The organism is Lentzea guizhouensis, from assembly GCF_001701025.1.
In the GTDB taxonomy this organism is placed as follows: Bacteria; Actinomycetota; Actinomycetes; order Mycobacteriales; family Pseudonocardiaceae; genus Lentzea; species Lentzea guizhouensis.
This window is the reverse complement of the sequence record NZ_CP016793.1, coordinates 2633084-2645698: the sequence shown is the minus strand read 5'-3', so window position 1 is coordinate 2645698 and position 12615 is coordinate 2633084. Positions and strand designations below refer to the sequence as shown.

The window sequence follows — 12615 nt, the reverse complement described above, 5'->3', positions numbered from 1 at the left end:
CCCATGCGTACGCGCGTGGTCGGAATCGCGGCAGGGATCTTGAGCTGGGTCGGCCTCGCGCTGGCGGTGGTGCTCGTCGTTCACGTCGTGCTCACCGTCGGCGGGGCCAATCCCGGCAACCCCATCACCTCCACCGTCAAGGCGATTGCCGAGCCGGTGGCTTTGGCGTTCAGGGACCTGTTCGCTCCGGCTGACGAGAAGCTGCGGACGATCGTCAACTTCGGGTTGGCGGCGGTGTTCTGGCTGGCCGTTCGAGCGGTTGTCCTCAGGCTTGTGAGGCGGCTCGGCTAGCGTCACGGGCATGGCGCGCGACGACTTCTGCAGCAGCTGCGGTACGGCGTACACCGACACGAGCGCCTACCCGCGCACTTGCCCGAGCTGTCACCACAGCGTGTGGGCGAACCCTTCGCCCGTGGTCGTGTTGCTGGTGCCGGTCAAGGACGGGCACCGGACCGGGTTGCTCACCGTGCGACGGGCCATTCCGCCGGTGGGGGAGTTGGCCTTCGTCAGCGGGTTCATGGAGCGCGGGGAGTCGTGGCAGCAGAGTGCGGCGCGTGAGCTGGAGGAAGAGGCCGGGGTCAGCGTGAACCCCGAAGACCTGCGGCCGTTGCACTTCGTGTCGACGCCGGACGGGGGGACGGTGCTCTTGTTCGCCACCGCGCCCGCCATCAACGCGGAGGACATGCCGCCGTTCGTGCCCAACGACGAGGCGTCGGAGCGGAAGGTCATCTTCGAGTGCGAGCCGTTGGCGTTTCCGCTGCACAACGAGGTTGCGACGAAGTACTTCTCAACTGAACTGTGACTCGCCCCAGGTGCCGGTGAAGACGGTTTCGGAGAGCGGGAGGCGGTGACGTTCGCGCTGTTCGCGGGCCTGGAGGTCTTCGGGCAGGTCGGTGAGGTCACCCAGCCTGCCCACCGCCATCGCGACCAGCGGGCGGACGTCGGCGGGCATGGCGAACGCGGAGTGGGCTTCCTCCTTGTCGAAGCCGCCCATCATGTGCGCGATCAGGCCCAGGTCGACGGCCTGCAGGGCGATGTTCTCCATTGCTAGGCCCAAGCCGAACTCGGTGTTCGGGATGGGGCCGCGGTCGTCGGTGGTGAGCACGCAGCCGATCAGCAGGACGGACGCGCGCACGGCCCAGGTCTTGTTGCCGGGACGCAGGGTGTCGAAGATCGCGACGAAGGTCGGGGAGCCGCGCCTGCCCACGACGAAGCGCGCGGGTTGGCTGTTGCCGTGTGAAGGGGCCCAGCGGGCGGCCTCCAGGAGCGTGCGCAGCTCGTCGTCGGTCACCACGGCGTCGGCGGAGAAGGCGCGAGGGCTCCAGCGCTTCGAGATCAGCTCGTTCATCAGATCGCATAGTCCCAAACGGCGAGGGCGTACGCACCGAACCACGCGCTGAACAGGGCCGTCACGGCCAGCACGGTGACGACGGTGGACAGCCGGCGGCGGGCCAGCACGAGGGCCAGCGGTACCAGCAGCGTGAAGGCCGGGAGCAGCAGGCGGGCCTTGGAGTTCATCAAGCCGTTCGAGCCGAGGTCCATGACCAGCACGCCGATGCCGTAGACGATCAGCGGCCACTCCAGGCGCCGTTGGAACGCGTAGAGCACCAGCGCGATCGCCAGGACCAGCAGCCAGACCGTGCCGATCTCCAGTGCCGAGCGCGGTTCGCCGAGGTGCTGCAGGGCGAACGTCCAGGTCGCCTCGCCGCCGTCGAACTTCGAGCCCCAGCCGCGTTGCTGCACGCCGAACCAGCCGGCGACGTCATCCGTGCGGACGGCCACCCAGCCCAGGTAGCCCAGCAGGCCGATCGGGGCGATCAGGCCGCCGGCCCACGCCTTCCAGTCGCGCCGGTCGCCGATCACCGCGACGAGCGCGGCCAGGCAGACCGCGGCGATCAGCGCGCCCGCGGTCGGGCGGACCAGGCCCGCGGCCGCGCAGCAGACGCCCGCCATGACCCACTGCTTGCGCACCACGCCGACCAGCGCCCACACGGCGAACGCGCAGAACGTGGCCTCGGAGTACGTCATCGACAGCACGACCGCCATCGGGGAGGCGGCGAACAGCGTGACCAGCACCAACCCTGCCCGCGACGAGCCGGTGCGGACCGTGCGGCCGAGCACGAACAGGCCGTAGGCGCAGAACAGGCCGCTGATCAGGCTCACCGCGAACGCCGCGCCCGCCACGGTCACGCCCGGCAGGCCGTCGACCCACCTGACCAGCGCGGGATAGCCCGGGAAGAACGCGAGCGGGGTCTCCGCCGACCGCCGGCCAGCCGCGTCGACCAGGCGCAGCGGCACGTCGTTGTACCCGTGCTCGGCGATCGCGAGGAACCACTCGCCGTCCCACGAGCCCAGCTCGCCGGACACGGACATGGTCGAGTTCTGCCTGCTGTTCTGGAAGTCGACCATCCAGCCCAGCACGACCAGGCCGAGCTGGCGGACGAACAGGTAGATGAGCGCCGGGGCGGCCCACAGCGCGGCGGGGTGTCTCAGCCAGTCGCGGACCGGTGGTCGCGCAGCGCGTTCGGGCATCGCTGGAGAAGCCTCCACCACATCGACTGAGGACACCCGGACAGAGTAGTCACGCGCATCACGGCTCCAGAGTCTCACCAGGTGGTCCGGGTAGGCTGCCTACGACGTGCGGTTTTGGTCGCGTGTGAGGGAGGTTGGGTCGGTGGCGCTCGTCGTCCAGAAGTACGGCGGTTCATCGGTGGGAAGTGCCGAGCGGATCAAACGCGTGGCCGAGCGCATCGTCGCGACCAAAAAGGCGGGGAACGACGTTGTCGTCGTCGTGTCCGCCATGGGCGACACGACCGATGAGCTGCTCGACCTCGCCCGCCAGGTCGCCCCGGTGCCGCCGGCGCGCGAGCTCGACATGCTCCTCACCTCGGGTGAGCGGATCTCCATGTCGCTGCTCGCGATGGCGATCAACTCACTCGGTGCGCAGGCGCGGTCCTACACGGGCTCGCAGGCCGGCGTGATCACGACGTCGGTGCACGGCAAGGCCCGGATCATCGACGTGACGCCGAGCCGGATCCAGGACGCGCTCTCGGACGGGGCGATCACGATCGTCGCCGGGTTCCAGGGCGTGAGCCAGGACTCCAAGGAGATCACCACGCTCGGCCGCGGCGGCAGCGACACCACGGCGGTGGCGCTCGCGGCGGCGACGAAGGCCGACGTGTGCGAGATCTACACCGACGTGGACGGCGTCTACACCGCCGACCCGCGCATCGTGCCGAACGCGAGGAAGCTCGACACGATCACCTACGAGGAAATGCTCGAGATGGCCGCCTGTGGCGCGAAGGTGCTGATGCTCCGCTGTGTGGAGTACGCCCGCCGCTACGGCGTCCCCGTGCACGTCCGTTCGTCGTTCAGCAACAAGACCGGAACCATCGTGTCCGGTTCAGTGGAGGACGCTTCCGTGGAACAGGCGATGATCACCGGCGTCGCGCACGACCGGTCCGAAGCCAAGATCACCGTTACCGCCGTCCCCGACCACCCCGGCATCGCGGCCAAGATCTTCCGCGTGGTGGCGCAGGCGGAGCTCGACATCGACATGGTCGTGCAGAACGTCTCGACGGCCGCGTCCGGCCGCACCGACATCACGTTCACGCTGTCGAAGGACGACGGCCCGCGTGCGGTGGCGGCACTGGAGAAGGCCCGCGGTGAGATCGGGTTCGACCAGGTCCTCTACGACGAGCACGTCGGCAAGGTGTCGCTGATCGGCGCGGGCATGCGCTCGCACCCCGGTGTCACGGCCACGTTCTGCGAGGCGCTGGCCACGGCCGGCGTCAACATCGACATCATCTCCACCTCGGAGATCCGCATCTCGGTCATCTGCCGCGACACCCAGCTCGACGACGCCGTCCGTGCCCTGCACGACGCGTTCGACCTGGGCACCGACGAAGAGGCCGTCGTCTACGCAGGGACTGGCCGATGACCGCCCCCGTGATCGCGCTCGTCGGCGCGACCGGTGCCGTGGGCACCGTGATGATCGACATCATGAACACCCGCTCCTCCGTGCCGTGGGGCGAGATCCGGCTGATCGCCTCCGCGCGCTCCGCGGGCAAGAAGATCAACGTGCGCGGCCAGGAGCTCACCGTCGTCGAGCTGTCGCCGGAGGCCTTCGACGGCGTCGACATCGCGATGTTCGACGTGCCGGACGAGGTGTCGAAGGAGTGGGCCCCGATCGCCGCCGAGCGCGGGGCCATCGCGATCGACAACTCGGGCGCGTTCCGGATGGACGCGGACGTGCCGCTGGTCGTGCCCGAGGTCAACGCGGACCAGATCGACAACCGCCCGCGCGGCATCATCTCGAACCCGAACTGCACGACGCTGTCGATGATGGCGTCGCTCGGTGCCCTGCACCGCGAGTTCGAGCTGAAGGAACTGGTCGTCTCCTCCTACCAGGCCGCGTCCGGTGCCGGTCAGTCCGGCATCGACCGCCTCTACGCCGAGATCAGCGCGCTGGCCGGCAAGGAGGCGGGTGTCGCCGCGGGTGACGTCGCCGAGGCGCTCGCCGCCGCCGGTCTGTCGGCCGAGGACTCGCCGTTCCCGGCGCCGCTGGTGCTGAACGTGGTGCCGTGGGCGGGCTCGCTGAAGGACGACGGCTGGTCGTCGGAGGAGCTGAAGGTCCGCAACGAGGCCCGCAAGATCCTCGGCATCCCGGACCTGAAGGTCTCCGCCACCTGCGTGCGCGTCCCGGTCGTCACGACGCACTCGCTGGCCGTCCACGCGGTGTTCGCCCGCGAGGTCACGGTCGAGGCGGCGCACAAGATCTTCTCGGAGCAGCCGACGATCGTGCTGGTCGACGACCCGGCCGCGCAGAAGTTCCCGACCCCGGCCGACGTCGTGGGCGAGGACCCGACGTACGTGGGCCGCGTGCGGCAGGCGCTGGACTTCCCGAACACGCTCGACTTCTTCGTGTGCGGCGACAACCTGCGCAAGGGTGCCGCGCTGAACACCTACGAGGTCGCGGAAGAGCTCGCGAAGCGCCTCTGAGGATCGCTCCACCTGTCGCCGCCCGGTCCCGGTAGGGTCGGGCGGCGATGGGGGAGATCAAGTGGGTCCAGCCGCCACGGCTGCAGCACGTCGTGGCCGCCTACCAGGGTTTCGCACACGGCGCCGGCGTCCGGACAGGACTCGTCGACCAGCTGGTCGCCTGTTCCGCCGACGACCCGAGAGCCGCGCTGGTGGAGTGGGCCGGCAGACCGGCCGTCCAACCCGACCTGGTGTCCCGGCAGAGCGCCCGGCTGCTGGTCGAGGACGACTACCGCGGCAAGCCCAACTCGCAGGGCCCCGGCGCGCTCATCTGGGCGCTGCCCGCCGCCGTCCGCCGCCTCGACGAGTACCGGGTCGCCGAGCTCGTCGCGCTCACCCACGGTCCCGGCTCACCGGCGCTCGACGCCGTGCTGATGCTGGCCGAGCACCTGTTCACGCCGGAGCACCTCGACCCGCCCGACGCCGATCCGTTCACCGCGGCCGGGGCGTTGGCCCAGGCCGTGCGCGGTGAGGGACGCGGTGTGGCGCAAGCGATTGCGGGTGCGCTCCGGGGCGGACCGGAGCACGAGATCAGCAGCACCGCCGAAGAGCTGTTCCGGAGGTCGTGGTGAACCGGGACGAGGCGGTCCTCAAGGCCGACCAGTGGCTGGCCGAGCACCGGCCGGAACACCGCATCGACCCGAAGTGCGTGTTCGACACGACCGACGGCTGGGAGATCGGGTTCGCCCTGCCCGACGCGGAGGGCAGGGTCCGCGCGGGCGGGCGGTGGCCGGAGCACGCGATCGAGGTGCACGCGCTCGGCACGATCACCGAGCTGTCGCAGGGCAACGCGGTCGACGGTGAACGGCCGTGGGAGCCGCGGTTCGACCCGGAGTTCGCCGAGCTGCCCGGCATGCGGCTGTACCCGGGACGTGCGGCGGTGCTCGGCTGGGTGCCGAAGGGCGGCGGCGCGCTGCACCCCAACCCGGACCGCGTGCCGGGGCCGGTGGCGCAGGGCAGGCCGCGGCCGGTGACGCCGATGGAGCACTTCCTGAGCTACCTCGAGCTCGGCTGGTACGACCGCGGTGACTTCGGGCACAACGCGCCACACGGCGAGGTGCTCATCCCCGGTGACGTGCTGACCGAGAACGACGGCTTCCCCGAGACGCTCGACGTCTACACGGCTCCCGAACGGCTGCCGGCGGAGGTCGGCCACTGGGTCCGCGTCACGCTGCACACGGTCCTCAGCGAACTGGTGAACAGCTCGAAGTCCGCCGGCAGCAAGCCGAAGCGCCTGCACATCAACCCCGGACTGCCGTTCGACACCGAGTTCGACCTGGCCGAGCTCGCCGACGACGCGTCCCAGCACATGCGGATGTGCGGCTGCTACGAGCGCCCGTTCACGCGGCGGGAAGCGAGCCGGTGGGTCGACGGGAACGGGCACCGGTTCTACGAGGTGCGCGAGTCCGCGGACCACAGCAGGCTGCGCGGTTTCCTCATCGCGGGCGCGATCGGTGACGCGTTGGGTGCGAACACCGAGAACCTGCCGATGGAGGTCGTTCACGAACGCCACGGCCCGGAAGGCGTGACGGATCTGCCGGTCGACGCGCGCATCACCGACGACACGCAGATGATGCTCTTCACGTTCGAAGCGGTCATTCGCGCGCACGTCCGCGAACGGCTCACGGGAACGCACGAGCTCACGTTGGTCACGCAGAACGCGTTGCAACGCTGGCTGCACACGCAGAAAACGCCGTGGGACAGGGCGCGCGGTCCACTGTCCACTCTGGACTCGCCTGACGGCTGGCTCGTCACGCACGAGGACCTGTTCCGCAAACGCGCGCCCGGACTCACCTGCACGAGCGCGTTGCAGGAGTACGCCCGCACCGGCGAGCTTGCGACGATCACCAAGCCCGTCAACGACTCCAAGGGCTGCGGTGGCGTCATGCGGGTCGCTCCGGTCGCACTCGCCAGCGACGACCCGAGCACCGTGTTCGCGCTCGCGGCGGCCAACGCGGCGCTCACCCACGGCCACCCCAGCGGCTACCTCTCGGCGGGGGTGTTCGCCGTGCTCGTCCACCAGCTGTTGCGCGGCAACGGTTTGCTCGAAGCCGTCGACATCGCGATGAGCCCGCTCGTCCGCCGCGAAGGCCACGAGGAAGTCGTCGCCGGCCTCGAACACGCCATCGAGCTCGCCGCGCTGGGCGACCCGAGCGTCGCCCGGGTCGAGGAACTAGGCCGCGGCGGCGTGGGCGACTCGGCCCTCGCGATCGCGCTCTACTCCGCACTCGTCACCGACGACCCGAACGAGGCGTTGCTGGTCTCGGTCAACCACGGCGGCGACAGCGACTCGACGGCGTCCCTGTGCGGCAACCTGGTCGGCGCGCTGCACGGCATCGACGCGATCCGGCCGGACTGGGTGGAGCGCGTGCAGTTCCGCGAGCTGGTCGACCGGATGGTCGCCGACTGGGAGATCGAGACCGGACCCGCCGCGCCGGTGGCGGAGGAGTGGTTCCGCCGCTACCCGCCGTCTTAGGGTGGGCGGCATGGCGGAGAGCGACGAGCAGTACGACGCGCTGGGTGCGGTCTACGAGCGTGCCAAGCACATCCCGACCGGGCTGGCCGAACGCGCCACGCTGCTGTCGGCCGTCGGCGACCTGCGCGGCCGGTCGGTGCTGGACGTGGCCTGCGGCACCGGGTTCTACCCGCGGCTCTTCCACGACCTCGGCGCCACGCGGGTCGCCGGCGTCGACTCGGCGGGCGAGATGATCGGGTACGCCCGGCACGTCGAGGACCGGGAACCGCGCGGCATCACCTATGCGCAGCACGACGCGGCGACCCTGCCGGTGCTCGGCTCGTATGACGTCGTCACGGCCGTGTGGCTGCTCGGGTACGCCGACGACGTGCCCGCGCTGGACGTCATGGTCGGCAACCTGGCCGCGAACCTCGCCCCCGGCGGGCGGCTCGTCGTGGTGGTGCCGAACCCGGACGCCGACTGGGACCTGTACGCGCAGTACGGCCGCTACGGCTACGAGATCACCCGCACCGGCCCGATGGACGTCAAGCAGCCGGTCCGCGTGCACGTGCTGGGCGACCCGCCGTTCGGCTTCGACTCCTTCTACTGGGAGCGCGGCGTGTTCGACGCGGCACTGGAACGCGCCGGGCTCGCGGACGTGACGCGCCACCCCGTCGTGGTGCCGGACGACGACCGCGGTACCGAGTTCTGGGAACCGCTGCGGACCTCGCCGAGCTTCGCGGTCTTCAGCGCGGTGAAGGGCGAGTCATGATCGTGCTGGCGGTCGATCTCGGCACCACGGCGACCAAGGTCGTCGCGGTGGACTCGCAGGCCCGTGTGGTGGCCTCGACCGAGCGCGGGTACCCGATGCGCACCAGCGGTCTGGAGGCGACCCACGACCCGCTGGAGGTGCTCGCCGCGGCGTTCGACGCGCTGCGCGAGCTGGCCTCCGACGACGTGCGCGCCATCGCGTTGACCGGCGCGATGCACACGATCATGGGCCTGGACGCGGACCTGCGGCCCGTCACCGAGTCGTTGAGCTGGGCCGACAACCGCGCGGTCGAGCAGACGGAACGGTTGCGCGGCACCGAGGAAGGGCGCGAGCTGCATCGGACGACCGGCGCGCCGATCCACTCGTTCACGCCGCTGATGAAGCTCGCCTGGTTCCACGAGAACGGCGTGCGCGCGGCGAAGTGGTGTGAGATCAAGGACTTCGTGCACCTGCACCTGACCGGCGTGCTGCTCAACGAGCACTCGTCCGGCTCCGGCACCGGCCTGATGAACATCCACACGCTGCAGTGGCACGAGCCGTCGCTGGAGTTCGCCGGGGTGACCGCCGACCAGCTCCCGCCGCTCGTCGACCCCACGCACGCCACGCCGTTGACCGCCGAGATCCCGGGGCTGCGCAGGGGGATCCCGGTCGTCGTCGGTGGCGGTGACGGGCCGCTCGGCAACCTCGGCGTCGGCGCGGCCACCCCCGGCACGGGTGCGGTGTCGCTCGGCACGTCCGGCGCGTTGCGGGTGGCCCAGCTGGGGCCGGGCATCGACGACGAGGGCCGCACGTTCAGCTACGCCATCGCCGAGGGGCTGTGGGTGCGGGGCGGGGCGATCAGCAACGGTGGTGTCGTGGCGCAGTGGGCGTCGGAGACGTTCGGCGTCCCGGTCGGTGAGCTGCTCGAACAGGCTCTGCACGCGGATTCCGACGGGTTGGTGGCGCTGCCGTACCTGCTCGGGGAGCGGGCGCCGTGGTGGGACTCGACCGCGCACGCCGCGTTGCTGGGGCTGCGCCGCGAGCACAAGCCGGCGCAGATCACCAAGGCCCTGGTCGAGGGAGCCTGCCAGCAGCTCGCACTGGTGCTCGACGCCGTGCCGCGGGTCGACTCGATCCGGATCACCGGCGGTGCGTTCCGCGCACGGGTGTGGGCGCAGGTGCTGGCGAACGCGCTCGGCATGCCGTTGCACCTCACCGAGGACAGCGGCGGGTCGGCGATCGGTGCCGCGCTGCTGGCGTGGCGGGCGCTGGGCGAGATCGAGTCGCTGACGGTGGACCTCGTGCGGCCGATCAGCACGATCACGCCGGACGAGGCGGCGATCAAGCGGTACGCGGCGGCGCGGCCGTTCGTGGCGAAGGCGTACCAGGCGCTGGAGGACCTCTACCGCGTGTGATCTTGAGCACCTCAAGAAAACGCCCTGTAAATCATTAGCCAGGCAAAGTAAGTATGGGGTGTGAACCTCGCCCCGTTCAAACACGTCCTCGTGCTGCCCAAGGTCCGGCCGCTCGTGCTGTTGATGTTGTTTGCGCGGATGCCACCGGCGGCGACCGGCGTGATCCTCACGCTGCACGTCGCCGTCACGCTGGACGAGGGCTACGGCGCGGCCGGGCTGGTCGGTGCGGCGGGCACCGTCGGCATGGGGCTGGGCGCGCCGTTGATGGGCAAGCTGATCGACGAACGCGGCCTGCGCCTGATGCTCGCGCTGAGCGTCACGGCGTCGACCGCGTTCTGGCTCGTCGCGCCGCTGCTGTCGTACTGGACGCTGCTGGTCGCGTCGTTCGCCGTGGGGTTGCTCGGCGTGCCGATGATGTCGATCGGGCGGCAGATCATCACCGCGCTGGTGCCGGAGGGGCAGCGCCGGGTCGCGTTGTCGCTCGACTCGATCTCCGTCGAGCTGTCGTTCATGGCCGGTCCCGCGCTTGGGGTGTTCATGGCGACCAAGTTCTCCACTGACGCGGCACTGGTGTTCATCGGCGTCTCGATCCTGGTGGCCGGCGTGCTGCTGTACGTCGCGAACCCGCCGATGGTGCACCAGGACGAGGTCGTCGACGGCCCGAAGCCGCGGGTCTCCGAATGGCTGCGCGGCCCGGTCATCGGTGTGTTCGTGGTGTGCGCGGGCGCGACGCTCTGCCTGGTGGGCATGGAGGTCTCGACGATCGCGAGCCTCGAGCACGCCGGGAAGCAGGGCTGGATCGGCGTCGCGTTCTTCGCGATGTGCGCGTCCTCGATCACCGGCGGCCTGGTCTACGGCGGCGTGAAGCGGACACCGAGCGTGCTGGTGCTGCTCGCGCTGATGGGACTGCTGGAGATGCCGGTCGGGCTCGGCGACGGCAGCGTCCTGTGGCTGTGCCTGCTGCTCATCCCGATGAACCTGATGTGCGCGCCGCTGATCGCGGCCTCCGGCGAGCACATCAGCCGGCTCGCCCCCGCCACGGCCCGAGGGCTCGCGCTGGGGTTGCAGGGCTCGGCGTTCACGGTCGGCAGCGCCATCGGCTCACCGCTCGCGGGCGTGGCGATCGACCACGGCGGCGCACCGCTGGGCTTCGTGGTGGTCGGTGCGGGCGGCCTGCTGGTGGCGGGGATCGGCTGGCTGCTCGCCCGGCAACGCGACCGCGTACGGGCATGACAAAGGCCCCTCCTCATGTGCGGAGGGGCCTTCTCGGTCTCAGGAGGTCAGCTTCGCCTTCACCGCGGCGGCCACCCGGCCACCCTCGGCACGCCCGGCCACCTCGGCGTTGACGGCCTTCATGACCTGACCCATCTGCTTCGGGCCCGGCGCCTCACCGGACTGCTCGGCCAGCGCAGCCACCACGTTGTCCACAATGGACGCGATCTCGGCGTCGTCGAGCTGCTTCGGCAGGTAGGTCTCCAGCACGGCGAGCTCCGCCCGCTCCAGCTCGGCCTTCTCCGCGCGCCCGGCACCCGCGAAAGCCTCCGCGGCCTCCTTGCGCTTCTTGGCCTCGCGCATCAGCACCTTCACGACCTCGTCGTCGCTGAGCTCACGGGCCTGCTCGCCGGAGACCTCCTCGTTCGTGACCGCCGTGAGCGCCATGCGCAGAGCACCGGCCGTGACCGTCTCCCTGGCCTTCATCGCCGCAGTCAGGTCGCTCTGCAGCCGCGTCTTCAACTCCGCCATGGCGCAGAACGGTACCGCCCGCCGGATGCGGCGCCGATCGAGTTATCCGTCTTCCGTACCCTTGACACGTGAACAAGCTCGGCCGCGCACTCCTCGCCACGACCGCCCTCGGCACCGCGACCATCGCGTACGCGGCGGGAATCGAGAGAAGGCACTGGACCCTGCGCACCGCGACGGTCCCCGTGCTCGCCCCCGGCGCCAAGCCGATGAGGGTGTTGCACATCTCAGACCTGCACATGACCCCGAACCAGGTCTCCAAGCAGCGCTGGGTCGCCGCGCTCAACGACCTGAACCCGGACCTGGTCGTGAACACGGGCGACAACCTCGCCCACAAGGACGCCGTCCCCGCCGTCCTGCGCGCCCTCGGCCCACTCCTGGACCGCCCCGGCGTCTTCGTCTTCGGCAGCAACGACTACTACGCCCCGCGGATGAAGAACCCGGTGCGCTACCTGCTCCCGTCGGCCAAGACCAAGCGCATCCACGGCGTCACCCTCCCGTGGCGAGACCTCCGCGCCGGCATGATCGAACGCGGCTGGCAGGACCTCACCCACGTCCGCCGCACCATCGAGGTCGCCGGCCAGACCGTCTTCGCAGCGGGCCTCGACGACCCGCACCTCAAGCGCGACCGCTACGCCGACATCGCCGGCGCCCCCGACCCCCGCGCAGCCCTGCGCCTGGGCGTCACCCACTCCCCGGAACCCCGCGTCCTGGACCCGTTCGCCGCCGACGGCTACGACTTCGTCATGGCGGGCCACACCCACGGCGGCCAGCTCCGCGTCCCCTTCTACGGCGCCCTGGTCACGAACTGCGAGCTCGACCGCACCCGCGCCCGCGGCGTTTCCCGCTGGGGCTCCCACATGTGGATGAACGTCTCCGCCGGCATGGGCACTTCCCCTTACGCCCCGGTGCGCTTCTGCTGCCCGCCGGAGGCCTCCTTGCTCACCTTGGTCCCGAGGCCGGTCATGCCTGGTCAGGACCGGAATGAGGGGGTCCGATTCGGAGCTAGGAAGGACATGATGTAGAGTTCTACTCGTTCCAGCCGGGGTGTGGCGCAGCTTGGTAGCGCGCTTCGTTCGGGACGAAGAGGTCGCAGGTTCAAATCCTGTCACCCCGATTGAAATAGATACAGGTCAGGCCCTGTCCACAGTAGACGTGGACAGGGCCTGATTTGTGTTCGCGGACTGTTCTGGGAGAAATCTGGGAGAACAACT

Annotated in this window: 13 protein-coding genes and 1 tRNA gene; 11 read left to right on the top strand and 3 right to left on the bottom strand. The window is 70.3% G+C overall.

The features are described 5' to 3' along the window. Positions 1-3 precede the first annotated feature (3 nt). Positions 4-291, top strand: coding sequence for a YggT family protein (locus BBK82_RS13245; protein ID WP_065915295.1), 288 nt, complete (start codon positions 4-6; stop codon positions 289-291). A gap of 10 nt (positions 292-301) precedes the next feature. Beyond that, a complete protein-coding gene (locus BBK82_RS13240; RefSeq protein ID WP_065915294.1) occupies positions 302-802 on the top strand; it encodes an NUDIX domain-containing protein in 501 nt (166 codons plus the stop codon). Here BBK82_RS13240 and BBK82_RS13235 read toward each other — a convergent pair. Both BBK82_RS13235 and BBK82_RS13230 read right to left on the bottom strand, forming a co-directional pair. Further along, complete coding sequence (locus tag BBK82_RS13235; RefSeq protein WP_065915293.1) at positions 788-1348, bottom strand: nitroreductase family protein; 561 nt, start codon at positions 1346-1348, stop codon at positions 788-790. The two genes, BBK82_RS13240 and BBK82_RS13235, sit on opposite strands and share 15 nt — an antisense overlap. After that, positions 1348-2568 (bottom strand): glycosyltransferase family protein, encoded by a 1221-nt coding sequence (locus tag BBK82_RS13230; RefSeq protein WP_237048163.1) that lies wholly within the window; start codon positions 2566-2568, stop codon positions 1348-1350. The genes BBK82_RS13235 and BBK82_RS13230 overlap by 1 nt, the downstream gene beginning before the upstream one ends. A gap of 106 nt (positions 2569-2674) precedes the next feature. Here BBK82_RS13230 and BBK82_RS13225 point away from each other — a divergent pair, with 106 nt between their 5' ends. Genes BBK82_RS13225 through BBK82_RS13195 form a run of 7 tightly spaced genes read left to right on the top strand, consistent with a single transcriptional unit; the run spans position 2675 to position 10894 of the window. After that, positions 2675-3940 (top strand): aspartate kinase, encoded by a 1266-nt coding sequence (locus tag BBK82_RS13225; protein ID WP_065915291.1) that lies wholly within the window; start codon positions 2675-2677, stop codon positions 3938-3940. After that, positions 3937-5001 (top strand): aspartate-semialdehyde dehydrogenase, encoded by a 1065-nt coding sequence (locus BBK82_RS13220; RefSeq protein ID WP_065915290.1) that lies wholly within the window; start codon positions 3937-3939, stop codon positions 4999-5001. Before BBK82_RS13225 ends, BBK82_RS13220 begins: the two co-directional genes overlap by 4 nt. Before the next feature lie 47 nt (positions 5002-5048). Beyond that, positions 5049-5612: a hypothetical protein gene (locus BBK82_RS13215; protein WP_065915289.1), complete on the top strand. Its 564-nt coding sequence runs from the start codon at positions 5049-5051 to the stop codon at positions 5610-5612. Then, positions 5609-7516 carry an ADP-ribosylglycohydrolase family protein gene (locus BBK82_RS54035; RefSeq protein ID WP_237048162.1) on the top strand — a complete coding sequence of 636 codons (1908 nt, stop codon included), beginning with the start codon at positions 5609-5611 and terminating at the stop codon, positions 7514-7516. The genes BBK82_RS13215 and BBK82_RS54035 overlap by 4 nt, the downstream gene beginning before the upstream one ends. Positions 7517-7526: 10 nt before the next feature. After that, a complete protein-coding gene (locus BBK82_RS13205) occupies positions 7527-8267 on the top strand; it encodes a class I SAM-dependent methyltransferase (RefSeq protein ID WP_065921025.1) in 741 nt (246 codons plus the stop codon). Next, entirely contained in the window at positions 8264-9661 is a 1398-nt protein-coding gene (locus BBK82_RS13200; RefSeq protein WP_065915288.1) for a gluconokinase, read from the top strand. The genes BBK82_RS13205 and BBK82_RS13200 overlap by 4 nt, the downstream gene beginning before the upstream one ends. A 60-nt stretch (positions 9662-9721) precedes the next feature. After that, positions 9722-10894, top strand: a complete 1173-nt coding sequence (locus BBK82_RS13195; protein ID WP_065915287.1) for an MFS transporter — start codon at positions 9722-9724, stop codon at positions 10892-10894. A gap of 39 nt (positions 10895-10933) precedes the next feature. On the opposite strand, the gene BBK82_RS13190 is transcribed toward BBK82_RS13195, so the two are convergent. Beyond that, on the bottom strand, positions 10934-11404 hold the full coding sequence (locus tag BBK82_RS13190) for a GatB/YqeY domain-containing protein (protein WP_065915286.1): 471 nt from the start codon (positions 11402-11404) through the stop codon (positions 10934-10936). Between the two features lie 68 nt (positions 11405-11472). On the opposite strand from BBK82_RS13190, the gene BBK82_RS13185 reads away from it, so the two are divergent. Together BBK82_RS13185 and BBK82_RS13180 are read left to right on the top strand one after the other, a co-directional pair. After that, entirely contained in the window at positions 11473-12426 is a 954-nt protein-coding gene (locus tag BBK82_RS13185; RefSeq protein WP_065915285.1) for a metallophosphoesterase, read from the top strand. A gap of 18 nt (positions 12427-12444) precedes the next feature. Next, positions 12445-12518, top strand: a tRNA-Pro gene (locus BBK82_RS13180). Positions 12519-12615 lie beyond the last annotated feature (97 nt).